The sequence below is a fragment of the Geodermatophilus sp. SMS 5-13 genome, assembly GCF_059428245.1.
Genome location: NZ_CP165729.1, coordinates 4,678,665 through 4,701,753, shown reverse-complemented (window position 1 = coordinate 4,701,753; position 23,089 = coordinate 4,678,665). Strand labels below are relative to the sequence as shown.

General features: G+C 75.6%; 21 protein-coding genes. 14 read left to right on the top strand and 7 right to left on the bottom strand.

Going from position 1 to position 23,089, the window contains the following annotated elements; genetic code table 11:
• Positions 1-3: 3 nt before the first annotated feature.
• Positions 4-1,458 carry a DEAD/DEAH box helicase gene (locus tag AB3388_RS22755; protein ID WP_495411480.1) on the bottom strand — a complete coding sequence of 485 codons (1,455 nt, stop codon included), beginning with the start codon at positions 1,456-1,458 and terminating at the stop codon, positions 4-6.
• A 473-nt stretch (positions 1,459-1,931) separates the two neighbouring features.
• Between AB3388_RS22755 and AB3388_RS22750 the strand changes: the two genes are divergently transcribed.
• The gene (locus AB3388_RS22750) at positions 1,932-2,582 is read left to right on the top strand and encodes a ferritin-like fold-containing protein (protein WP_495407588.1); all 651 of its coding nucleotides are present in this window, start codon (positions 1,932-1,934) and stop codon (positions 2,580-2,582) included.
• 53 nt (positions 2,583-2,635) lie between these two features.
• Here the strand turns inward: AB3388_RS22750 and AB3388_RS22745 are convergent, their stop codons facing one another.
• Entirely contained in the window at positions 2,636-2,872 is a 237-nt protein-coding gene (locus AB3388_RS22745; RefSeq protein ID WP_495407587.1) for a DUF3107 domain-containing protein, read from the bottom strand.
• 91 nt (positions 2,873-2,963) lie between these two features.
• Positions 2,964-3,530 carry a TetR/AcrR family transcriptional regulator gene (locus AB3388_RS22740; RefSeq protein ID WP_495407586.1) on the bottom strand — a complete coding sequence of 189 codons (567 nt, stop codon included), beginning with the start codon at positions 3,528-3,530 and terminating at the stop codon, positions 2,964-2,966.
• A 138-nt stretch (positions 3,531-3,668) separates the two neighbouring features.
• On the opposite strand from AB3388_RS22740, the gene AB3388_RS22735 reads away from it, so the two are divergent.
• Together AB3388_RS22735 and AB3388_RS22730 are read left to right on the top strand one after the other, a co-directional pair.
• On the top strand, positions 3,669-4,664 hold the full coding sequence (locus AB3388_RS22735; protein WP_495407585.1) for an alpha/beta fold hydrolase: 996 nt from the start codon (positions 3,669-3,671) through the stop codon (positions 4,662-4,664).
• A gap of 261 nt (positions 4,665-4,925) precedes the next feature.
• Positions 4,926-5,711: a DUF3152 domain-containing protein gene (locus AB3388_RS22730; RefSeq protein WP_495407584.1), complete on the top strand. Its 786-nt coding sequence runs from the start codon at positions 4,926-4,928 to the stop codon at positions 5,709-5,711.
• 2 nt (positions 5,712-5,713) lie between these two features.
• Here AB3388_RS22730 and AB3388_RS22725 read toward each other — a convergent pair whose 3' ends face one another.
• Positions 5,714-6,148: a VOC family protein gene (locus AB3388_RS22725; RefSeq protein WP_495407583.1), complete on the bottom strand. Its 435-nt coding sequence runs from the start codon at positions 6,146-6,148 to the stop codon at positions 5,714-5,716.
• A gap of 119 nt (positions 6,149-6,267) precedes the next feature.
• On the opposite strand from AB3388_RS22725, the gene moeZ reads away from it, so the two are divergent.
• The 4 genes from moeZ to AB3388_RS22705 all read left to right on the top strand — a co-directional run bounded on the left by moeZ (position 6,268) and on the right by AB3388_RS22705 (position 8,584).
• Positions 6,268-7,428: an adenylyltransferase/sulfurtransferase MoeZ gene (gene moeZ / locus AB3388_RS22720; RefSeq protein WP_495407582.1), complete on the top strand. Its 1,161-nt coding sequence runs from the start codon at positions 6,268-6,270 to the stop codon at positions 7,426-7,428.
• A gap of 71 nt (positions 7,429-7,499) precedes the next feature.
• The gene (locus tag AB3388_RS22715) at positions 7,500-8,081 is read left to right on the top strand and encodes a TIGR03086 family metal-binding protein (RefSeq protein ID WP_495407581.1); all 582 of its coding nucleotides are present in this window, start codon (positions 7,500-7,502) and stop codon (positions 8,079-8,081) included.
• Positions 8,082-8,084: 3 nt separating this feature from the next.
• Complete coding sequence (locus AB3388_RS22710) at positions 8,085-8,378, top strand: MGMT family protein (protein ID WP_495407580.1); 294 nt, start codon at positions 8,085-8,087, stop codon at positions 8,376-8,378.
• A gap of 41 nt (positions 8,379-8,419) precedes the next feature.
• Entirely contained in the window at positions 8,420-8,584 is a 165-nt protein-coding gene (locus tag AB3388_RS22705) for a hypothetical protein (protein WP_495407579.1), read from the top strand.
• A gap of 7 nt (positions 8,585-8,591) precedes the next feature.
• On the opposite strand, the gene AB3388_RS22700 is transcribed toward AB3388_RS22705, so the two are convergent.
• The gene (locus tag AB3388_RS22700; RefSeq protein ID WP_448627083.1) at positions 8,592-8,729 is read right to left on the bottom strand and encodes a hypothetical protein; all 138 of its coding nucleotides are present in this window, start codon (positions 8,727-8,729) and stop codon (positions 8,592-8,594) included.
• A gap of 242 nt (positions 8,730-8,971) precedes the next feature.
• On the opposite strand from AB3388_RS22700, the gene AB3388_RS22695 reads away from it, so the two are divergent.
• Together AB3388_RS22695 and AB3388_RS22690 are read left to right on the top strand one after the other, a co-directional pair.
• Positions 8,972-12,178, top strand: coding sequence for an ATP-dependent helicase (locus AB3388_RS22695; RefSeq protein ID WP_495407578.1), 3,207 nt, complete (start codon positions 8,972-8,974; stop codon positions 12,176-12,178).
• A complete protein-coding gene (locus AB3388_RS22690) occupies positions 12,175-15,483 on the top strand; it encodes an ATP-dependent helicase (protein WP_495407577.1) in 3,309 nt (1,102 codons plus the stop codon). The genes AB3388_RS22695 and AB3388_RS22690 overlap by 4 nt, the downstream gene beginning before the upstream one ends.
• A gap of 71 nt (positions 15,484-15,554) precedes the next feature.
• On the opposite strand, the gene AB3388_RS22685 is transcribed toward AB3388_RS22690, so the two are convergent.
• Positions 15,555-16,403 carry an alpha/beta fold hydrolase gene (locus AB3388_RS22685; protein ID WP_495407576.1) on the bottom strand — a complete coding sequence of 283 codons (849 nt, stop codon included), beginning with the start codon at positions 16,401-16,403 and terminating at the stop codon, positions 15,555-15,557.
• A gap of 46 nt (positions 16,404-16,449) precedes the next feature.
• Between AB3388_RS22685 and AB3388_RS22680 the strand changes: the two genes are divergently transcribed.
• Genes AB3388_RS22680 through nudC form a run of 5 tightly spaced genes read left to right on the top strand, consistent with a single transcriptional unit; the run spans position 16,450 to position 22,482 of the window.
• On the top strand, positions 16,450-17,862 hold the full coding sequence (locus tag AB3388_RS22680) for a M20/M25/M40 family metallo-hydrolase (RefSeq protein ID WP_495407575.1): 1,413 nt from the start codon (positions 16,450-16,452) through the stop codon (positions 17,860-17,862).
• A gap of 47 nt (positions 17,863-17,909) precedes the next feature.
• Positions 17,910-18,791 carry a DUF2510 domain-containing protein gene (locus tag AB3388_RS22675; protein ID WP_495407574.1) on the top strand — a complete coding sequence of 294 codons (882 nt, stop codon included), beginning with the start codon at positions 17,910-17,912 and terminating at the stop codon, positions 18,789-18,791.
• A gap of 51 nt (positions 18,792-18,842) precedes the next feature.
• Entirely contained in the window at positions 18,843-20,153 is a 1,311-nt protein-coding gene (locus AB3388_RS22670; protein ID WP_495407573.1) for a M16 family metallopeptidase, read from the top strand.
• A complete protein-coding gene (locus AB3388_RS22665) occupies positions 20,150-21,517 on the top strand; it encodes a M16 family metallopeptidase (protein ID WP_495407572.1) in 1,368 nt (455 codons plus the stop codon). Before AB3388_RS22670 ends, AB3388_RS22665 begins: the two co-directional genes overlap by 4 nt.
• Positions 21,514-22,482 (top strand): NAD(+) diphosphatase, encoded by a 969-nt coding sequence (gene nudC / locus AB3388_RS22660; protein ID WP_495407571.1) that lies wholly within the window; start codon positions 21,514-21,516, stop codon positions 22,480-22,482. The genes AB3388_RS22665 and nudC overlap by 4 nt, the downstream gene beginning before the upstream one ends.
• Here the strand turns inward: nudC and AB3388_RS22655 are convergent.
• On the bottom strand, positions 22,479-23,030 hold the full coding sequence (locus AB3388_RS22655) for a nucleoside/nucleotide kinase family protein (protein WP_495407570.1): 552 nt from the start codon (positions 23,028-23,030) through the stop codon (positions 22,479-22,481). The two genes, nudC and AB3388_RS22655, sit on opposite strands and share 4 nt — an antisense overlap.
• Between the last annotated feature and the right edge of the window lie 59 nt (positions 23,031-23,089).

Sequence of the window (23,089 nt, the reverse complement as noted above, 5' to 3'; positions counted from 1 at the left end):
AGGCTAGGCGGCGGACTCGGAACCGCCACCGCGGTTGGCCCCGCCCCGGCGGCGACGACGGCGGCGCGGCTTGGGCGCGGCGCCGTCCTCACCGGTGGTGGCGGCGACCGGCGCGGCCGGCTCGCTGCCGGCGGCCGCGGCCGCCCCGCCGCCGCGGGTGCGCCGGCGCGGACGGCTCTTGCGCGGCCGGTCGGCGTCCTCGCCCTCGGCGGGACGGGCCGGACCGCGACCGCCGCCGGCGCGGTGCTTCTTGCCGGTCTCGCCGAGGTCCTCGAGGACCTCCGCGTCCAGGCCCTCGCGGGTGCGCTGGGCGCGCGGCAGGCGGCCGGTCGCGGTCTCGGGGACGTCGAGGTCGGCGTAGACCCACGCCGAGGTGGAGTAGGTCTCCGGCGGGTTCTCGAAGTCCAGGTCGAGCGCCTTGTTGATCAGCTGCCAGCGGGGGATGTCGTCCCAGTCCACCAGCGTGACCGCGACACCCTCCGCGCCGGCGCGGCCGGTGCGGCCGATCCGGTGCACGTAGGTCTTCTCGTCCTCGGGGCACTGGTAGTTGACGACGTGGCTGACGCCGGTGACGTCGATGCCGCGGGCGGCGACGTCGGTGGCGACCAGGACGTCGACCTTGCCGCTGCGGAAGGCGCGCAGCGCCTGCTCCCGGGCCCCCTGGCCGAGGTCGCCGTGCACGGCCGCGGCGGCGAAGCCGCGCTCGACCAGCTCGTCGGCCACCTTCTGCGCGGTCCGCTTCGTGCGGCAGAAGACCATGACCAGGCCGCGGCCGCGGGCCTGCAGCACCCGGGCGAGCAGCTCGGGCTTGTCCAGGTTGTGCGCCCGGTAGATGAACTGCGTCGTCTGCGGGACGGTCGAGCCCTCGTCGTTGCCGTGCGCGCGGATGTGCGTCGGCTGGGTCATGAACGACCGGGAGAGGGTCACGATCGGGCCCGGCATGGTGGCCGAGAAGAGCATCGTCTGCCGCTGCGCCGGGACCATGCCGAGGATCCGCTCGATGTCGGGCAGGAAGCCCAGGTCGAGCATCTCGTCGGCCTCGTCGAGGACCAGCACGCGCACCTTGCCGAGGATCAGGTGGCCCTGCTCGGCCAGGTCCAGCAGCCGGCCCGGGGTGCCGACGACGATCTCGACGCCGGCCTGCAGCGCCGAGACCTGCGGCTCGAACGCGCGGCCGCCGTAGATGGCCTGCACGCGGATGCCGCGCTTGGCGCCGGCGGCGGTCAGGTCGCGGGCGACCTGCACGCACAGCTCACGGGTGGGGACGACGACCAGCGCCTGCGGGACGCCGTCGCCGCCCTCGGCCGGCGGGACGACCCGCTGCAGCATGGGGACGCCGAAGCCGAGGGTCTTGCCGGTGCCGGTGCGGGCCTGCCCGATCAGGTCGTGGCCGGCCAGCGCCAGGGGGAGCGTCAGCTCCTGGATGGCGAAGGTGCGGGTGATGCCGACCTCGGCCAGCGCGGCGACGACGTCGGGGTGGATGTCGAAGTCGCTGAACAGCGGCGCGGTCTCCTCGACCGGTGCGCCGCCGAGCTGCTCGACGTCCTGCTCGAGCTGCTCGGGGGCCGGGGCCCCGGTCTCGGCGTGCTCGAGGTCGGTGGGGGAGTCGGTGGGGGTGTTCTCGATGGTCAGTGCTCTCGCCTCAGGTTCGCTGGGGGACAGGCGGTCCCGCGGCGGATTCCGCCGGACCTGCGCTGTCCCGGATTCGGTGTCGCGCGATCAGTTCCAGCGCCGACACCGCCAGCGGACCGGGCATCGGGGAATGGGCCCAGGTGGCTCGCCCGGAAAGGGCGTCGCTCGGCGTTCGTCAGCGCGCAGATACATACCGAAGCGAACCAGACGGCTCGCCGATTCCCATGCTAGCCGAGGCACCGGTTAGCCTCGGCGCGCCGCGACGGAACTGTGGCCCGTCCCACTCGAAAGGGGAGCGCGTGTCCGAGGTCGACACCCGCGCCGTCGTCGACCTGCTGGGGGCGCTGGCCTACGCCGAGCTGACCGCCTTCGACCGGCTGGCCGAGGACGCCCGGCTGGCGCCCTCGCTGGAGGGGCGGGCGGCGCTGGCCCGCATGGCGGCGGCCGAGATCGGCCACCACGGGCGGCTCACCGACCGGCTGCGCGAGCTGGGCGCCGACCCCACCGGGGCGATGACCCCGTTCGTCCGCGCGCTGGACACCTTCCACGAGAGCACCCGGCCCAGCACGTGGCTGGAGGGGCTGGTCAAGGCCTACGTCGGCGACGGGCTGGCCTCGGACTTCTATCGCGAGATCGCCTCGTTCCTGCCCGAGCAGGACCGCGCGCTCGTACTTGAGGTGCTCGCCGACACCGGGCACGCCGACTTCGCCGTCCGCGAGGTGCGGGCGGCGATCCGGGCCGACCGGCGGGTCGCCGGCCGCCTGGCGCTGTGGGGACGGCGGCTCGTGGGGGAGGCCATGTCGCAGTCGCAGGCGGTCATCGCCGAGCACGACCAGCTGGCCGAGCTGATCGTCCAGGGCACCGGTGACCTCGCCGGGGTCGGCCGCCTCATCGAACGGATCACCGCCGCGCACACCGAGCGCATGAAGACCCTCGGCCTGAACCCCTAGAAGTGCGAACGGGGCGCCTCCGCGATGCGGAGACGCCCCGTCGTGGGAACCGGTCAGGCGCCGGCGATGAACCCCACGCGGCGCTGGTCGGCCTGGGCGATCTCGACGTAGGCGATGCGGTCGACCGGGACGACGATGCGGCGACCGCGCTCGTCCTCGAGCGTCAGCAGGCCGCTCTTGGTCGAGCCGGCCATCGCCGCCGACACCTGGGCCTCGATCTCGTCAGGGGTCTTCGGGCTGTCGATGACCAGCTCCCGGGGGGAGTGCTGAACACCGATCTTGACTTCCACGGGGCGGATGCCTCCTCGAGTTGCGCGGCTGTCCTCACGCTAGCCCAGCGGGCGGCGACGGCACCCACCGTGGAGCTGCGCCGTCAGCGAACTAGTGGTCGTCCAACCGGGGGAAGCCGGAGATGCCGCGCCAGGCCAGCGACGACATCAGCGCCACGGCCGCGTCGCGGGACACGGTGCCCTTGCGCGGCAGCCACCACCGGGCGCTGGTCTCGGCCAGCCCGGTCAGCCCGGAGGCGAGCAGCAGCGCCTGCTCGGGGTCGGACCCGGTGTCGCCGGCGATCACCTCGGCGATCGCCTCGACGCAGGCGCGGGTGCCGCGGTCGACGACGGCGCGGACGTCGTCGTCGTTGCGCAGGTCGGACTCGAAGACCAGGCGGAAGGCCTGGCCCTCGGCGTCGATGAAGTCGAAGTAGGCGCCCACCGCCGCGTCGACCCGCGCCCGGTTGTCCTCGGTGTCGGCCATCGCCTGCGCGACCCGTTCGGTGAGCTCGTCGACGTGCTGCTCCAGCAGGGCCAGGTACAGCTCGCGCTTGCCCGGGAAGTGCTGGTAGAGCACCGGCTTGCTGACCCCCGCGCGGTCGGCGATGTCGTCCATCGCGGCGGCGTGGAAGCCCTGGGCGACGAAGACGTCCTGCGCCGCCTGCAACAGCTGCATGCGCCGTGCCCCACGGGGCAGGCGCGACGTGCGACGGCCCGGAGCCGGGGCCTGGCGGGCGTTCGTCATGGCGGCGCAGATGTTACCGGTGGGTCACCCGCGGCGCGCTGCGTAGCGCCCGGAGTTACCGTCGGCCGGGTGCGCCACCCCGTCGTCCCCTCGTCCCCGTCCAAGACGACGTTGCCGGCTCTCGAGCACGTTCCGCCGCCGTGGCCGGGGGAGAAGGTGCCGATCCGCGGGGGTGAGGTGTTCGTCCGCTGCACCCCCTGGAGCGGGCCGGTCGGTGGCTCCGGCGGCCCGCGCGAGCGGGCGCTGTACGTGCACGGCCTCGGTGGCGCGTCCACGAACTGGACCGACCTCGCCGCCCTGCTGCGGGTGCGCTTCGACGGCTGGGCGCTCGACCTGCCCGGGTTCGGGCGGTCGCAGCCCCCGGCACGGCACCGCTACACCATCCGCGGGCACGCCCGGGCGGTGGTCGACCTGCTGGAGCACATCGCAGCGCAGCCGGGCGAGGCGCAGGCCCGGCCCGTCCACCTGCTGGGCAACTCGCTCGGCGGCCTGGTCAGCGTGCTCGTCGCGGCGCGGCGGCCGGACCTGGTCGCCACGCTGACGCTGATCTCCCCGGCGATGCCGGTCTACCGGGTGCCGCCGGCCTTCAGCCGGATGCTGCTCCTCCTGCTGCTGCCGGGCGTCCCGGCAATGGCGGAGAAGCGGCTGGCCGGCGTCGCGCCCGAGGACTCGGTCCGCGCGATGGTGCGGATGTGCTTCGGCGACCCCTCCCGGGTGCCGCGGGAGCGGATCGACGAGGCGATCGAGGAGATGCGCGAGCGCAGCGGGCAGCCGTGGGCCGACAGGGCCCTGGCGCGCAGCATGCGCGGGCTGATCGCCTCCTACCTGCGGGTCAACGGCGCCTGGCGGATGGCCGCCCGGCTGCGCCCGCCGACGCTGGTCGTCTGGGGCGACCGGGACCGCCTGGTGGATCCGCGGCTGGCGCCGCGGCTGGCCGCGACGGTGCCGGACGCGCGACTGCTGGTCTGCGAGGGCGTCGGCCACCTGGCGATGCTGGAGGCGCCGGAACCCACCGCCCGCGCGGTGCTCGGCATGGTGGAGGGGCTGACCCCGGCGGCGCCGTAGGCGTCTCCGGCAGGGCCGCCGACACCCGTCCGCCTGTCCCTGATGGGCTCCGGAGCGTGAGACGCTGGCCGGGTGAGCACGGCGGACGCCTCCCGTGGCCGTCCCGCCGTCCCCCGGGGGCGACCGCTCCCACCGCCGCCGCTGCCCCCGCGCCCCGTCAGCGGCCCGGCGTCGCGCGTCCCGCCGTCGCGGTCCCGCGGGCCCGTCCGGGAACCGGGACCGGCACCGCGCCCCCTGGCCGCCCGCCGCCGCGCCGGGCGGGTGCGCCGCTTCGTGCGGCGCTACGGCTGGCGGGCCTACGCCATCCCGCTGCTGACCATCGCCACGGTGGCGACGCTGGCCGACCTCGCCCGGCCGGCGACGACGTCCGTCTCCGCCCCGGCGGCCGCGACCTCCTCGTCCGCCGCCGCGCCGTCCTCGCCGACGGCGACGCCGTCCCACGTGGACGCGCCGCCCGCCGGCGACGCCGGGCCGGCCGCGCAGCCGACCGTGCCGGCCGAGGCGACCTTCGTGCAGCAGGGGGCCGGCACCGTCACGGTCGTCGACGGCACTTCGGCGGTCTACGGCACCGGCCCGCTCGAGCGGTTCGTCGTCGAGGTCGAGGACGGCATCGAGGTGGACGGCGCGGCCTTCGCCGAGGCCGTCGAGACGACGCTGGGCGATCCACGGTCGTGGGGCAACGGCGGGCGGATGTCGTTCCAGCGGGTCGGCGTGGTCGAGGCGCAGGCCGGTCAGTACGACTTCAAGGTGAGCCTGGTCAGCCCCGGCAGCATGGAGCAGTACTGCCCCGGTGTGGGCACCGGCGGCTACACCTCCTGCCGCTACGGGGAGCGCGCCGTCATCAACCTCGCCCGGTGGGAGACCGCCGTCCCGGACTACGCCGGCGACATCGCGACCTACCGGCTCTACGTGGTCAACCACGAGGTCGGGCACGCGCTCGGGCACGGCCACGAGCAGTGCCCGGGCCCCGGCCAGGTCGCCCCGGTGATGCAGCAGCAGACCCTCGGCCTCGACGGCTGCGTGAAGAACGCCTGGCCGTATCCGTGACGTCAGACAGCGGCCGTGAGCTCCACCGCGATGCCGTCGGGATCGAACGCCGCGAGGAAGGCCATGCCCATCCCGGGCACCTCGCGGATCGGGCCGTGCTCGACCCCCCGCTCGTCGAACAGCTGCACGGCCGCGTCCAGTTCTGCCCGGCTGCCGACGGCGAAGCTCAGGTGGTCCAGGCCCACGCGGAAGGGGTCGAAGCGATCGCCCGCGTGCGCCCCGTCGACCGGGCGCAGCCCGATCAGGACGCCGGCGTTGACCAGCACGACCCCGCCCTGCAGCGCGTCGGAGACCAGCCCGCCGGGGTCCTCGTCCGGCGGCCCCGGCATGGCGACCTGGAAGCCGAACACCTCGGTGTAGAACGCCTGGGACCGCGCGACGTCGGTCACGGTGAGCCGCACGTGGTGCGGTGCCCCGACCCGGAGTGGGCTCCTCATGAGCGGACGCTAGGCCGGATCCCCGGCCGCGGGAAGAAGCCCGCGTGCCACCCTGTTATGCGGACGAACACGCGGCCACCCGAAGCGAGGGCCGCTGTCCGCGAACCTGAGGAGCGACCGTGTCCCTGCCACCCCTGGTGGAGCCCGCCGCCGACCTGTCGATCGACGAGGTCCGCCGGTACAGCCGGCACCTGATCATCCCGGACGTCGGGATGGACGGGCAGAAGCGGCTGAAGAACGCCAAGGTGCTCGCCGTCGGCGCGGGCGGGCTCGGTTCCCCGGTGCTGATGTACCTGGCGGCGGCCGGCGTGGGCACCCTCGGCATCGTCGAGTTCGACGTGGTCGACGAGTCCAACCTGCAGCGCCAGATCATCCACGGCGCCTCCGACGTCGGCCGGTCCAAGGCAGAGAGCGCGCGGGACTCCATCAAGGAGATCAACCCGCTGGTCGACGTCCGCCTGCACGAGACGCGGCTGGACAGCGACAACGTGCTGGAGATCTTCGGCCAGTACGACCTGATCGTCGACGGCACCGACAACTTCGCCACGCGCTACCTGGTCAACGACGCCTGCGTGCTGCTGAACAAGCCGTACGTGTGGGGTTCGATCTACCGCTTCGACGGCCAGGTCTCGGTGTTCTGGAACGAGCACGGCCCGAACTACCGCGACCTCTACCCGGTGCCCCCGCCGCCCGGGATGGTGCCCAGCTGCGCCGAGGGCGGCGTGCTCGGCGTCCTGTGCGCCACGATCGGCGCCATCCAGGCGACCGAGGCGGTCAAGCTCATCACCGGCATCGGCGAGAGCCTGCTCGGCCGGCTGATGGTCTACGACGCCCTGGAGATGACCTTCCGCACGATCAAGGTGCGCAAGGACCCCGAGGGCGAGCCGATCACCGGCCTCATCGACTACGAGACCTTCTGCGGCGTGGTCTCGGTCGAGGCCCAGGAGGCCGCGGCCGGTTCGACGATCACCGTCGACGAGCTCAAGGACATGATGGACGCCGGCAAGGACTTCGAGCTGATCGACGTCCGGGAGCCGAACGAGTACGAGATCGTGTCCATCCCGGGGGCGAAGCTGATCCCCAAGGACGAGATCCTCTCCGGCCGGGCGCTGTCGCAGCTGCCGAACGACAAGCCGATCGTGCTGCACTGCAAGACGGGTGTGCGCTCCGCCGAGGCGCTGGCCGCGATCAAGAACGCCGGCTTCAAGGACGCCGTCCACGTGCAGGGCGGCGTGACCGCCTGGGCCACGCGGATCGACAAGACGCTGCCCACCTACTGAGCCACCGCCGAGGGCCCGGCCCGCTTCCCCCCGCGGAGGCAGGCCGGGCCCTCACGCTGTTGGATTGGCCCATGGCCGAGATCGCACCCATCGAGCTCCTCGAACTCTTCCAGCGTGCCCAGGCGCAGTTCACCGACCGGGTGGACGCCGTCGAGCCCGACCAGTGGGAGGACGAGGCGCTGCCGGAGTGGACGGTCGCCGACCTGGTGGCGCACATGGTCAGCGAGATGCTCTGGGTGCCGCCGCTGGTCGCCGGGGAGCCCTACGCCGAGGGCCGGTTCCCCGACGGCACGACCGACCTGCTCGGCGACGACCCGATGGCCGGCTGGGAGTCGGCGGCCGACGGCGCGCTGTCGGCCTTCGCCGAGGACGACGCGCTGATCCGGACCGTTCATCTCGAGCGGGGCCCGACGCCGGCGACGGACTACATCCTCGAGCTGATCGCCGACCTCACCGTGCACGCGTGGGACCTCGCCCGCGCGATCGACGCCGACACCGAGCTGGACGGCCAGCTGATCACCGCGGCGCTGCTGGTCGGTGAGCGGATCCCGGAGGACGGCGTCCCCGGCCTGTTCGACCCGCCGCTGGACACCTCGCCGGCCGCGTCGCCGCAGCAGCGGCTGCTCGCCCGGTTCGGCCGCCGGCCGCTGTAACCCATGGATGCCGCCTCCCTGGACGTCGACGAGGCGGTGTTCGACGTCGTCGAGCGGATCCCGCCCGGGCGGGTGACGACCTACGGCGCGATCGGCCGGCTGGTCGGCGTCGGCCCGCGCCGGGTGGCCCGGGCGCTGTCGTCCGGCGGCGGCGCGGTGCCCTGGTGGCGGGTGCTGCGCGCCGACGGGACCGTGGCCGAGCCGGTGCGGGTCCGCCAGCTCGAGCTGCTGGCCGCGGAGGGGGTCCCGATGCGCGACGGCCGGGTCGACCTGCGGGCGGTCGGCTGGCCGGACTGAGAGTCCTTCAGTTCCGCCGCCGGGCTGCCGACATCCCAGGCATGAACACCATGGCGTGCCGGGCGGTGGCCCAGGCCGGGCTGTCCGCCGGGACGGCGTCGCTGGACGTCGAGACCGCGTTCCCGCTGCTGCTGGTCGCCGGCTGGCTGACCACCGCCGCGGACCTGATGCTCGAGGCCGGACTGGTCGAGTCCGTCCTCGCCTGAGCGCTCCTCAGGGAAGGACGAGCGGCGCCAGCGGCCGGATCGGCTGCGCGCGCATCCGGCGCCGGATCCGCCGCGCGGTCACGACCGCGGCCTCCTCGGCGAGCTGACGGGCGGCGACCACCGACGCGGGCTCGGGGATCATCATGCGGGCCTCTTTTCCTGGGCGCTGGCCGTCCCGGCCGGGTGGATCTCGGGGGATCGGCCGTCGTCCTGTCGCACGCTGCTCCTCCGGTCTGCCGGGACCCTGAACTCGCCCTGAAGACGAGCTGAGAGACGAGCAGATACGGCGGGTGTGACCTTTTCTGCGCCACGGTCGACCGGCGTCCCACCCGCCACACGCGCCCCAGGCTGCGCCGAAGTGTCGGGTCACCGTGCTTCCATCGATTCGTGGCAGCCCGCGCGACCCCACCGGAGGCCGCGGGACCCGTCTACCGGCTGGTGGCGGGGGAGCCGCCCCGGGCCGCGCGGCCGCGGCTGGACCCGACGCAGCAGGCCGTCGTCGACCACCCGTCCGGGCCGCTGCTGGTTCTCGCCGGCCCCGGCACGGGCAAGACGACCACGATCGTCGAGGCGGTCGCCCGCCGGATCGAGGACGGCGTCGACCCCGAGCAGATCCTCGTCCTGACCTTCAGCCGCAAGGCCGCCGCCGAGCTGCGCACCCGCGTCACGGCCCGGGTCGCGCAGACGATCCGCGAGCCGCTGGCCCGCACCTTCCACTCCTACGCCTTCGGCGTGCTGCGCCGGGCCGCGATGCTGCGCGGTGAGCCGCCGCCGCGGCTGCTCACCGCCGCCGAGCAGGACGCCGTCGTCGCCGAGCTGCTGCGCGGCGACGTCGAGGAGGAGGGCGCGGTCCGCTGGCCGCCGTCCCTCGCCCCGGCGCTGGGCACCGCCGGCTTCCGCACCGAGCTGCGCGAGTTCCTGCTGCGCGCCACCGAGCGGGGGGTGGGTCCGGAGCAGCTGGTCGCCTGGGGTCGCGAGCTCGGCCACGAGCACTGGGTGCACGCCGCCGCGTTCCAGGAGCAGTACGAGCGGGTGACCGCGTTCGCGACCGCCGCCCGCGGCGACGCCTCCGGCTACGACCCGGCCGAGCTGGTGCGCGCGGCGATCGACGAGCTGGACGGCGACCCGGAGCTGCTGCGCCAGGAGCGCGAGCGGGCCACCTGGCTGTTCGTCGACGAGTACCAGGACACCGACCCGGCGCAGGTGGAGCTGCTGGAGCTGCTCGCCGGCGGTGGCGGCAACCTGGTCGCCGTCGGCGATCCCGACCAGGCCATCTACGCGTTCCGGGGCGCGGAACCCCGGGGCATCGTCGACTTCCCGACGCGCTTCCGGCACACCGACGGCCGCGATGCCCGGCGGGTCTCGCTCGGCGTGTGCCGCCGGTCGGGCGAGGAGCTGCTGCGGATCAGCCGCACGGTGGCCGAGGGGCTGCCCGGCCCGTGGGAGCACCGGCAGCTGGCCGCCGGCGAGCACACCGGCCCCGGCGCCGCCGAGGTGCACGTCTTCGGGTCCGCGGCGGTGGAGGCGGCCTACCTCGCCGACCGGCTGCGGCGGGCGCACCTGCTCGACGGCGTGCCCTGGTCGGAGATGGCCGTGGTGGTCCGCAGCGCCGTGGGGCTGGGCTCGCTGCGCCGGGCGCTGGCCCAGGCCGGGGTCCCGGTCGCGGTCTCGGCGGACGACCTGCCGCTGGCCGCGCAGCCCGCCGTGGCGCCCTTCCTGTCCGCGGTGTCCGCGCTGCTGCCGGCCACGCCGCGCGGCACCGAGCCCGCGGGCCTCGACGAGCCCGCCGCCGAGGCGCTGCTCGCCTCGCCGCTCGGGGGCGCGACCGTGCTCGACCTGCGGCGGCTGCGCCGCGCCGTCCGCATCGTGCTGAACGGCCGCGGGCTGGACCCGGCCGAGAAGAACGCCCCGCTGGCCACCGCGCTGGCCGACGACACCCTCCTCGACGCGCTGCCCGAGCACGTCGCCCGCCCCGCCCTGCGGGTGGCCGGCGTCCTCGCGGCCGGCCGGATCGCCCTGGCCGACGGCGGCACCGTCGAGGACGTGCTGTGGGCGATGTGGCAGCGCAGCGGCCTGGCCGGCAAGTGGGCCAAGGCCAGCGCGGCCGGGGGGCAGGCGGGCGCCGTCGCCGACCGCGACCTCGACGCCGTCGTCGCGCTGTTCGACGCCGCCGCCGGGTTCGTCGACCGGCTGCCCTCGGCGGACGCGCGCGCCTTCCTCGACCACCTCTCTGCCCAGGAGCTGCCCGGCGACACCGGCGCCGCGCGTGCCCTGCAGGCCGACACCGTCCGGCTGCTCACCGCGCACGCCTCGAAGGGCCTCGAGTGGGACGTCGTCTGCGTCGCCGGGGTGCAGGAGGGCGTCTGGCCGGACCTGCGCGACCGGACGACGCTGCTCGGCGCCGAGGAGCTGATCGAGCGCGCCGCCGGCATCGACGGCGGACAGGTCGACCGGCGCACCCTGGCCCTGGCCGAGGAGCGGCGGCTGTTCTACGTCGCCTGCACCCGCGCCCGGAAGCGGCTCGTGGTCAGCGCGGTCGAGGGCGCCGTCGACGGCCCCGACGCGGGGGCCACCGCCTCGCGCTTCCTGGACCTCGTGGCCCCGCCGCCGGAGGAGGGCCGCACGCCGACCGAGCTGCCGCGCTCGCTCACCCTGCCGGCGCTCGTCGCCGAGCTGCGCCGCACCCTCGTCGATCCGCACACCCCGGCGCCCCGGCGCTCCACCGCGGCCTCGGTGCTGCGGCGGCTCGCCGACGAGGGCGTCCCGGGCGCCGCCCCCGCGAACTGGTGGGGCCTGGCGCCGCTGTCCGACGACGCCCCGCTGGTCGGCCCCGACGAGCCGGTGCGGGTGCGGCCGTCGGCGATCGAGGGCTTCCGCCGCTGCCCCCTGCGCTGGGTGCTCGGGGCGGTCGGCGCCGAGGCCGCGCCCGACACCAACCGCACCGTCGGTTCGGCGGTGCACGCCGTGGCGCAGCAGGTGGCCGAGGGGCTGCCGCCGGCGGAGGCCGGCAAGGCGCTGGACGCCGAGCTCGACACGCTCGACCTCGGCCCGGGCTGGGCCGACCAGCGGCAGCGGGCGACCGCGCACGACATGCTCGACCGGTTCGTCGCCTGGCACTTCCGCAACCCCCGGCAGCTGATCGCCGCCGAGGCCGACTTCCAGGTACAGGTCGGCCGGGCTCGGATCAGCGGGCAGGTCGACCGGCTGGAGCGCGACGCCGAGGGCCGGCTGTTCGTCGTCGACCTCAAGACGGGGAAGACCACGCCGTCCGCCGACGAGCTGGCCGAGCACGGGCAGCTGGCCGCCTACCAGGTCGCCGTCGCGTCGGGCGCGTTCGCCGAGTACGGCACCGAGTCCGCCGGCGCGGCGCTGGTGCAGATCGGCTCGGCGGCCAAGGCGGCCAAGGAGCAGGCCCAGGACCCCCTGCCGGCCGACGTCCCGGTGGCCGGCACGTGGGCCGGCGAGCTGCTGGCGACCGTCGGCGAGGGCATGGGCGCCGGCAGCTTCGAGGTGCGCACCGGCAGCTACTGCGACCGCTGCCCGTCCAAGCGCAGCTGCCCCCTGCACGAGCGCGGCGGGCAGGTCACCCGATGACGACGGAGGACGCCCAGCTCTCCTTCGACGACCTGTTCGACGACGAACCGGCGGGCGAGCCGGAGCCGACGCTGCTCACCCCGGCCCAGGTCGCGGCGCGCTGCGGGCTGTCCTACGCGCCGTCGCCCGAGCAGGCCCGCGTCGTCTCCGCGCCGGTCGACCGGCCGCTGGTCGTGGTCGCCGGCGCGGGCTCCGGCAAGACCGAGACGATGGCCGCCCGCGTCTCCTGGCTGGTGGCCAACCGCGTCGTCGCGCCGGAGGCGATCCTCGGGCTGACCTTCACCCGCAAGGCCGCCAGCGAGCTCAACGAGCGGGTGCGGCTGCGGCTCGGCGCGCTGGCCCGCCACCCCGAGACCGACGCCGAGCTGCGCGAGCGGCTCGCCGTCGCCCAGCCCACCGTCTCGACCTACCACGGCTACGCCGCCTCGCTGGTCGCCGAGCACGGGCTGCGGATCGGCATCGAGCCCGGCGCCGGCGTGCTCGGCCCGGCCATGTGCTGGGGGCAGGCCGCCGCGGTGGTCGGGGCCTACACCGGCGACATGGCCGACGTCCCGCTGACCCTGCTGACCACCGTCGAGGACGTGCTGGCGCTGGCCGCCGAGCTCGGCGAGCACGACGTCACCCCGGCCCAGCTGCGGTCGTGGACGGAGCACTTCGAGCGGCGGATCCGCGGCTACGCCGACGCCCCGAAGAAGCGCGGCGTGTACGCCGACGTCCAGAAGGTGATCGATCGGCAGCGGGCCCGCGCGGCGATGCTGCCCCTGGTGGAGGGCTTCCAGGCGCGCAAGCGGGCCGCCGGGGCGATCGACTACGCCGACCAGGTGGCCTACGCGGCCCGGGTGGCCGTCGCCGCGCCCGAGGTCGGCCGCCGCGAGCGCGCCCGCTGGCAGGTCGTGCTGCTCGACGAGTACCAGGACACCAGCGTCGGACAGCTGCGCATGCTCGAGGCGCTCTTCGGCGGCGACACCGGCCATCCGGTGCTCGCGGTCGGCGACCCCCGGCAGTCGATCTACGGCTGGCGCGGGGCGTCGGCGGGCACCATCGAGCGCTTCCCCCGCACCTTCCCCGGCCGTGCCGGGCGCGCGGCACAGCGACTGACCCTGGCGACCAGCTGGCGCAACGACTCCGCCGTCCTCGCGGTCGCCAACGCGGTCGCCGGCATGCTGCCCGAGCCGGCCGAACCGCTGCCCGACCTCACCGCCGCGCCCACCGCGGGTGCCGGCACGGTCGAGGCCGGCCTGTACGACACGATCGCGGAGGAGACGCAGGCGCTGGCCGACCGGCTGGCCGGCCTGTGGCACGCCGACCCCGAGAAGCGCCCGACGATCGCGGTGCTGGCCCGCGCCCGCAAGCAGTTCCACGGCATCGCGACCGCCCTGCGCGAGCGCGGCGTGCCGGTCGAGGTGGTCGGGCTGGGCGGGCTGCTCGCCGTCCCCGAGGTCTCCGACGTCATCGCGACGCTGACCGTGCTGGTCGATCCGACCGCCGGGGACGCGCTGGGCCGGCTGCTCACCGGCGCCCGGTGGCGGATCGGCCCGCGCGACCTGGCCGCGCTGAACAACCGGGCGCGCGCCCTGGTGCGTGCCCGCCACCAGGACGACGAGGGTCCGCAGGAGCGGGGCAGCATCGTCGAGGCGCTCGACGACCTCGGCCCGGCGGAGGCGTACTCGCTGGCCGGGTTCCGGCGGCTGCGCCGGCTGGGCGCAGAGCTGGCCCACCTGCGCCAGCGGATCGGGGAGTCGCTGCCCGACCTGGTCGACGAGGTCGCCCGCACGCTGGGCCTGGAGACCGAGCTGGCCAGCGCCCCCGACGTCAGCCCGGCCGGCGCCCGCACGCACCTGGACGCGCTGCACGCGGTCGCCGGCGAGTTCGTCGAGCTGGCCGAGCTGCCCTCGCTGCCGGCCTTCCTCGGGTACCTGCGCGACGCCGAGAAGCGCGAGCGCGGCCTGGAGCCGGGCGAGGTGGCGGTCAACCCGGAGGCGGTGCAGCTGCTCACCGGGCACTCCGCGAAGGGCCTGGAGTGGGACGTCGTCGCCGTCCCCGGGCTGACCCTCGACCAGTTCCCGGCGAAGACCGACACCAGCGACTCCTGGATCAAGGACCCCGGCGCGCTGCCCGCGGAGCTGCGGCTCACCGACCGGGCCGAGCTGCCCGCGCTGAAGCTGCCCCCGCCGGGCACCGGCGACCAGGCGGCGGTGCGGTCCGCGCTCGAGGACTACGTGCAGGACTGGCGCGACTTCGGCACCGACGAGGAGATCCGGATCGGCTACGTCGCGGTCACCCGCGCCCGGCACCTGCTGGTCTGCTCGGGCAGCTGGTGGCGCGACGGCAAGAACGTGTGCGGCCCGTCGTCGCTGTTGCTGACGGTCAAGGACGCCTGCGAGGCCGGTGCGGGGGACGTCGTCCACTGGGCGCCGCCGCCGGACGACGGCGCGACCAACCCGGCGCTGGCGGAGTGGCCGGTCGGCATCTGGCCGGCCGATCCGCTCTCCGCCGGACGGCGGCGCGCGCTCACGGCTGCCGCCGAGCTGGTGCGGGCCGCGGTGCCGCACCCGCTGGACCCCGCGCGCTCCGTCGGGGACGGCGACCCCGAGGTCGAGCAGTGGGTGCGCGACGCCGACCTGCTGCTGCGCGAGCGGGCGCGGCACGCCAGCCCGACCGTCGACGTCCCGCTGCCCTCGCACCTGTCGGTGTCGGCGCTGGTGACCCTGCGCCGCGACCCGGCCGAGCTGGCCCGCCGGCTGCGCCGGCCGATGCCGGCCGCGCCCGCGCCGCAGGCCCGCCGCGGCACCGCGTTCCACGCCTGGCTCGAGGAGCGGTTCGGCTCGGCCCGGCTGCTCGACCTCGACGAGCTGCCGGGCTCCGGCGACGAGCTGGCCGCGCCCGACGGCGCCCTGGCCGAGCTGCAGGCGGCGTTCCTCGCCAGCGTGTGGGCCGACCGGCAGCCGGTCGAGGTCGAGGTGCCGTTCGAGACGCCGCTGGGCCCGTTGACCCTGCGCGGGCGGATCGACGCGGTCTTCGCCGACGGCAGTGTCGACGGGGACGGCGGTTGCTTCGAGGTCATCGACTGGAAGACCGGCCCGCCGCCGACCGGCGCCGAGCTCGCCGCCGTCGGCGTCCAGCTGGCCGCCTACCGGCTCGGCTGGTCGCGGCTGACCGGGGTGCCGGTCGAGCGGGTCAGCGCCGGCTTCCACCACGTCGCCGCGAACCTGACGCTGCGCCCGGTGGACCTGCTCGACGAGGCCGGCCTGCTCGCCCTCGTGACCGGCACCGCCGACGAGGAGCTCTCGCCCCAGGAGTACTGAGCCGCGCGGTGTGGTCGCGACACGCGCGGTCTATCGCGAGGCCGGTGACCACACCGCGCGGGTGAGCTCCCTCAGCTCGAGGCGATGCGGTCGAGGATCGCGGCCGCCAGCTGCTCGGGCGCCTGCTCCGGGATCCAGTGGGTGACCCCGGACAGCTCGACGAACCGGAAGTCGCCGGTGACGTGCTGCGCGCACCCGTCCGCGGCGGTGCGGCCGATCGCGACGTCGCCGTCGCTCCACACGTAGGTCGTGGGCACGTCGACCGGGTCCACCGGGGTGCCCGAGCTCATCGCCCGGTACCAGTTGAGCGCGGCGGTCAGCGCGCCCGGTGCGGAGAGGACGGCGACGTACTCGTCGACCGCCTCGTCCGGAATGCCCGTGACCTCCGAGGGGCCGAGCATCCGGCGCACCCGCCGCAGATCGTCCTCGAGCAGCACCTCCTCGGCCTTGCCCTCCTGCCAGAACAGCCGGATGTAGGACGAGCGCTCCTTCTGCTCCGGGTCCCCGCGGAAGGCCGCCGTGTACGCCACCGGGTGCGGCACCGAGACCGCCGTCAGCGAGCGCACCCGGTCGGGATGCCAGGCGGCCAGCGCCCAGGCGACGTTGCCGCCCCAGTCGTGCCCGACGACGTCCGCGCGCGGGATCGCCAGCGCCGTCATCAGGTCGGCGGTGACCTGCGCGAGGTTGGACAGCGCGTAGGCGCCGACCTCCGCGGGCCGGGCGCCGGGGGAGTAGCCGAGCTGGTCGGGCGCGTACGTGCGCAGGCCCGCCTGGGTGAGCAGCGGCGTCACCCTCACCCAGGACAGCGACGTCTCGGGGAAGCCGTGCAGCAGCAGCACCGGCCGCCCGTCGTCGGGCCCGTCGACCCGCACGTCGAAGGTCAGGTCGCCGACATCGACCTTTAGCAGTTCACCGGGCATGCCCGGACGTTAGCCGGGATCGGGGCCGGCGCTACGGTCGGAGCCCGTGACGAGCCCCGAGCGCGAGTACGTCCGGTCCCACCTCGACGACCTGCACGCCGACCTGGACGCCTGGCTGCGCATCCCGTCGATCTCGGCCGATCCGGTGCACGCCGCCGAGGTCGCCCGCAGCGCCGAGTGGCTGGCCGAGGCGCTGCGCCGGGTCGGGTTCCCCATCGTCGAGGTCTGGCCGACCCCCGGCGCGCCCGCGGTCTTCGCCGAGTGGCCGTCGGCCGACCCGGGGGCGCCGGTCGCGCTCGTCTACGGCCACCACGACGTGCAGCCGGTGGACCCGGTCGAGCTGTGGGAGCACCCGCCGTTCGAGCCGACCGTCGTCGAGGGACCGGACGGCCCGGAGCTGCACGCCCGCGGCGCGATCGACGACAAGGGCAACGTCGCCTTCCACCTGCTCGGCATGCGGGCGCATCTGGCCGCGACCGGCCGGGACACCCCCGCGGTCACCGTGAAGCTGCTGATCGAGGGCGAGGAGGAGTCGGGCTCGCCGCACTTCGCCGACCTGCTCCGGCAGCGGCGCGACCGGCTGGACTGCGACGTCGTCGTGGTCAGCGACACCGGCATGGCCGCGCCCCACCTGCCCAGCGCCGTCGTCTCGATGCGCGGCCTCGCCGACGCCGAGATCACCCTGCGCGGGCCGGCCGTCGACCTGCACTCGGGCTCCTTCGGCGGCGCCGTGCCCAACCCGCTGCACGCGATGGCCTCGCTGCTGGCCGCCCTGCACGACGAGCGGGGCCGGGTCACCCTGCCCGGCTTCTACGACAAGGTCCGCACGCTGTCGGACCGCGAGCGCGAGCTGATGGGCCGGGTGCCGTTCGACGAGCAGGACTGGCTGGCCGGCCCGGCGGCGTCCCGCGTGGCCACCGGCGAAGCCGGCTTCAGCACCCAGGAGCGGATCGGCGCCCGGCCCACCGCGGAGGTCAACGGCATGTGGGGCGGTTACCAGGGCCCCGGCCACAAGACGATCATCCCGGCCGAGGCGCACGCGAAGCTCACCTTCCGGCTCGTCGCCGACCAGCGGCCGGAGGACGTCGCCGACCAGGTCCGCGCCTGGGTCGAGCAGCGGTTGCCGGAGGGCATCGACGCCGACGTGCACGCCCCGCCCGGTGGCGTCGCCCCGTGCGCCAGCGACCTCGACTCGCCGTGGATGGCCGCGCTGCTCGCCGCGATCGCCCAGGCGTGGGACGGCCGGCCCGAGGAGGTGCTGTTCATGAAGGAGGGCGGCAGCGGTCCCGAGGCCGACCTGGTCGAGCAGCTCGGCGCGCCGCTGGTGTTCCTCGGCGCCGGACTCCCCACCGACCGCATCCACTCGCCCAACGAGCGGGTGCTCCTGCCGATGCTCCACCGGGGCGCGGAGGCCGCCGCGCACCTGTGGCGTGAGCTGGCCGCGGTCCGCCGGGACTGAGCCACGAGGTCTCCTGCCCGGGCGGGCGCACGACCTACAGTGCACGCGTGAGCGAGCCGCGGGACGCGACGCCGGCGCCGGGCTGGTACCCCGATCCCGACGGCGCGCCGGGCATGGTCCGCTGGTGGAGCGGCGCGGCCTGGTCGGACGTGACGACGCCCGCCGGGCCCGGTGTCGCCGTTCAGCGCTCGCCGGTCCTGGCGCCCCCGCCACCCGCGCCGCCGTCCCGGACACCGGACGAGCCCCCGCCGGCCCGGTCGTTCCCGACCGGGCTGGTGATCGGGTTCTCCGTGCTCGCGCTGGTCGTGGTCCTCGTGGTCGGGGCCCTCGTCGGCCGGTCGAACGACGCGACGACGGCGGACCCGTCCGTGCCGAACGACCCGGTGCCCTCCGGACCGACGTACCCGCCCGACACCGTGCGGATCGTCGACCAGGACTCGGGGCTGTCCTACCCGTGGCTGGGCGAGCACTGGCTGGAGTGGAATCTCGGGCGTCAGAACGAGACGACCGCCATCGCGGGCCAGTACTTCGTCACGCAGGAGGACCTGCCCGACGGCTACGACGTCTTCGTCGCCCAGTGCACCTCCGGCCCGGTGCGTGAGGGCTACGGCTGGGCCGGCCCGGCAACCCTGCAGAGCACCGTGCGCACGCTGGCCGACAGCGTCCGCGGCAACTACTACCCCGCGCCGAACGAGCGGCGGGTGCTGCGCGACGAGGCCCGCACCGTCGACGGCCACGCGGCACACCTCTACGAGTTCGACCTGTCCTGGGACGTGCCCGGCTACGACTCCACGGGGGAGCGGGCAGCGCTGCTGCTGGTCGACGTCGGCCGCCCCGCGCCCGGGCTGCTCTACCTCTCGATCCCGAACACCCACGCCGAGCTCTACGGCGTCATCGACGAGGTCCTCGACGCCGTCGAGGTGTTGTAGCCGGGAACACCGGACGGCGGACGGCGCCGACGCGCGGTTAGTGTCGACGCCGTGACAGCAGCTGGGGCCGAACTCACCCTGCGGCACCCGGTGGAGCGCTTCTCGCTCGACAACGGGTTGCGCGTCGTCCTCGCGCCCGACCGCAGCGTGCCGGTCGTGGCGGTCAGCGTCTTCTACGACGTCGGCATGCGCAACGAGCCCGAGGGCCGCACCGGATTCGCCCACCTCTTCGAGCACCTGATGTTCCAGGGCTCGGCGCACGTGCCCAAGATGGAGCACGCCCGCCTGGTCCAGGCCGCCGGCGGCACGTTCAACGGCTCGACGCACCAGGACTACACGAACTACTTCGAGGCGCTGCCGGCCGAGGCGCTCGAGCGCGCGCTGTTCCTCGAGGCCGACCGGATGGCGGCGCCGGCCATCACCGAGGAGAACCTCCGCAACCAGATCGACGTGGTGAAGGAGGAGATCCGGGTCAACGTGCTCAACCGGCCCTACGGCGCCTTCCCGTGGCTGCAGCTGCCGCAGATCGCGTTCGAGAGCTTCGCCAACACCCACGACGGCTACGGCTCGTTCGTCGACCTGGAGTCCTCGACCGTCGAGGACGCCGCAGACTTCTTCGACAAGTACTACGCGCCGGGCAACGCGGTCCTGTGCATCGGCGGCGACCTCGACGTCGCGGAGACCGAGAAGCTGGTCCGCCGCTGGTTCGCACCCGTCCCGGCCCGGGACGTGCCGCCGCTGCCGCCGACCGGCGAGGCCTCGCCCACCGGCCCGCGCCGGGGCACCGTCGAGGACCCGCTGGCCCCCGCGCCGGCCCTGGCGCTCGGCTGGCGGGTGCCCGACCCGGTGGGCGACCTCGACACCTACCTCGGCACGGTGCTGCTCGCCGAGCTGCTCAGCGAGGGCGACGCCTCCCGGCTGGAGCGGCGGCTGATCCACGACGACCGGATCGCCATCGCGCAGAGCAGCTACCTCGGGCTGTTCGGGGACCCGTTCGACGTCCGCGACGCCACGCTGCTGACCACGCAGGTGCACCACCCGGCCGCGGTGCCCGCGGAGCAGGTGCTCAACGCGATCCACGAGGAGGTCGCCCGGGTGGCGGAGGACGGCGTGGCCGCGGACGAGCTGGCCCGGGTCCAGGCCCGCACCGAGGCGCAGCTGCTCCGCCAGGCCGACTCGGTGCTCGGCCGCACGCTGGGCTTCGCCGCCGCCGAGCTGGTCCACGGCCGCGCCGAGCTGGCCGGGGAGCTCGCCGCCCGGCTGGCCGCGGTCACCCCCGAGCAGGTGCAGGTCGCCGCCCGGGGGCTGGGGCCCGACACCGCCGCGGTCCTCGAGCTGCGCGCCACCGGTGGTGCCAAGTGAGCGCGCCGACGCTGGACCTGTCCCTGATCCCGCCGCTGGGCGAGCCGCGCCCGCAGCCGGAGCTGACGGTCACCGAGACCGAGCTGCCCACGGGGCTGCGCGTCGTCGTCGTCCCCCGGCCGGGCGTGCCGCTGGTCGAGCTGCGGCTGCGGGTGCCGTTCGCGGCGTCCAGCGCGCGCAGCGCGGCCACGCACACCGCGCGCGCCGCCGTCCTCTCCGGTGCCGTGCTGCTCGGCACGGCCGCGCACGACCAGACCGAGATCGCCCAGCTGCTGCAGGGCCACGGCGCCGAGCTGTCGGTCTCCGCCGACCCCGACCGGCTGCTGTTCTCCACCACCCTGCTGCCCGACGGCCTGGCCCCGGTGCTGGGCGTGCTGGCCGAGCTGCTCACCAGCGCGGCCTACCCGACCGACCGGGTCGAGGGGGAGCGGGACCGGGTGGCCGAGCGGATCTCGATCGCGCTCTCCCAGCCGGGCGTGATCGCCCGCACCGCGCTGGCCGCCCGGCGCTACGGGTCGCACCCCTACGCGCTGCAGCTGCCGGCGCCGGAGCTGGTGACCCAGGTGCGCGGCAGCGCCCTGCGCACGCTGCACCGCGACCGGGTGCTGCCCGCCGGCAGCACGCTCGTGCTCGTCGGCGACCTCGACCCGAAGGCGGCCACGGACGCCGCCGGCGACGCGCTCGCCGGCTGGTCGCGCGAGGGCCAGGCGGTCGCCGCGCCGCCCACGCCGGCCGTCGCGCCGGGCGCCCTGGAGATCGTGGACCGGCCCGGCGCGGTGCAGTCCAACCTGCGCCTCGGCGGCCCCGCGCCCACCCGCACCGACCCCGACCTGGCCGCCGTCCGGCTGGCCAACATGGTCTACGGCGGCTACTTCTCCTCGCGGCTGGTCGAGAACATCCGGGAGCGGCGCGGCTACACCTACAGCCCGCGCAGCTCGGTCGACCACCTCGCGGCCGCGTCGTCCTTCCTCGTCGAGGCCGACGTCGCCACGGAGGTGACCGGCCCGGCGCTGCTGGAGACCTGGTACGAGCTGGGGCGCATGGCGCTCACGCCGGTGACCGAGGCCGAGCTGGACGGCGCCCGCCGCTACGTGCTCGGCAGCATGGCCCTGTCGACGGCGACGCACGCCGGGCTGGCCAGCACGCTGTCGGCCCTGCTGGGTGCGGGACTGCCCACGGACTGGCTGGCCGAGCACCAGCGGGCGCTGGCCGAGGTCACCGTCGCGCAGGTCCAGGAGGCCGCGCGGCGCTACCTGGCACCGTCGGCGCTGACCGCGGTCGTCGTCGGGGACGCCGGCGAGGTGACCGAGCCGCTGCGGGCCCTCGGTCCGGTGGAGGTCGCCGCGGGGGAGGCCGAGGCATGACCACACCGGGCAGCACTCCCGCCGACAACCCGCCACCGCCGACCACGCCGGTGACCGAGTCCGCCTGGCCCCTGGGCACCCGGGCGACGACCGGCCGCCTGCCGGTGCTCTCCCGCAGCGCGCACGACCGCGGACACCGGCTGCGCGACCTCGCCGACCCCGCCCGCGGCCGGTCGGTGCGGGTGCTCACCGTCGACGAACGGCGCAACGTCCCCGTGCACGAGGGCCCGAAGGGGCCGCAGCTGGTCTGGGACGAGCAGCCCGAGCTGCCGGTGGGCGCGGTCTACCTCGGGGAGGCCGACGGCGTGCCCTACGCCGCCGTCCGCGGGGAGCGCGCGCTGACCGTCAACGGCCGCCCGGTCGACTCCTGGACCGGGCTGCGCGAGGTCGGCGCGGACCTCGACGACCTCGACGCCGGGCTGCTCGCCCAGGCGGTCGGCATCCTCGAGTGGCACGAGCGCAACCGGTTCAGCCCGCTCTCCGGCGCCGCGACGACCATCGAGCGGGCCGGCTGGGTGCAGCGCGACACCGAGACCGGCGCCGAGCTGTTCCCGCGCACCGACCCGGCCGTGATCATGCTCGTGCACGACGGCGGCGACCGGTGCGTGCTGGGCCGCCAGGCGGTGTGGCCGCCGGGCCGCTTCTCCATCCTCGCCGGGTTCGTCGAGCCGGGGGAGTCGGCCGAGGGCGCCGTCGCCCGCGAGGTCGCCGAGGAGGTCGGCCTGCAGGTCACCGACATCCGCTACGTGGGCAGCCAGCCGTGGCCGTTCCCGCAGTCGCTGATGCTCGGCTTCGTCGCACGCGCCGACGGCGACCCCACGCTGCGGCTCGACGAGGACGAGATCGAGGAGGCCCGCTGGTTCACCCGCGAGGAGCTGCGCTCGGGCAGCGGGCCGCGGGCGCTGCCGCCGCCGGTCTCGATCGCCCGGCACATCATCGACCGCTGGCTCGACGGCGACCTCTAGCCGAAGCGACCGGCCAGCACGAGTGCGGGCCGGTCGGGGTGGTCGGCCAGCACGACGGCGTCGGCCAGGGCGGCGGGGTCCACCTCGGCGTCGTAGCGGTCGAACGCGGGCAGCTCCCACGCCTGGTCGGCGGGTGTCCGCCGCTGCCGCGCCGCCGGGCTCATCCGCAGGTGGACGACGACGTCGAAGGCCAGCCCCAGCCCCTGCAGCAGTGCCCCCGGGACCAGCAGGACGCCGCGGTCCGGCAGCGGCCGGCGCCCGGCCCGCGCCGCGCGGTCGCGCGCCAGGTCCCAGAGGACCGGCAGGTACTCGCCGCTGCCGCCCGGCCCGAGCGGGTCGAGGACCTCGCGGGTCAGCGCCCCGCCGTCCAGCCAGTCGGTGTAGCGCGCGTCGGGATCGGTCCGGCCGTGCTCCAGCCGCAGCGACGCCGGCCGGTAGAAGCCCGAGGCGGGGACGACGACGGCGGCGCGGCCCTGTGCCGGCAGGCGCGCGGCGACGGCGGCGGCGAGCTCGTCCGGGGCGGCCGCGGGCGGGCCGTCGACGGCCACGCGCAGCGCGGTGGCGCCGGGCTCGGGCGGCAGGCCGGCCAGCAGAGCGGCCAGCCGAT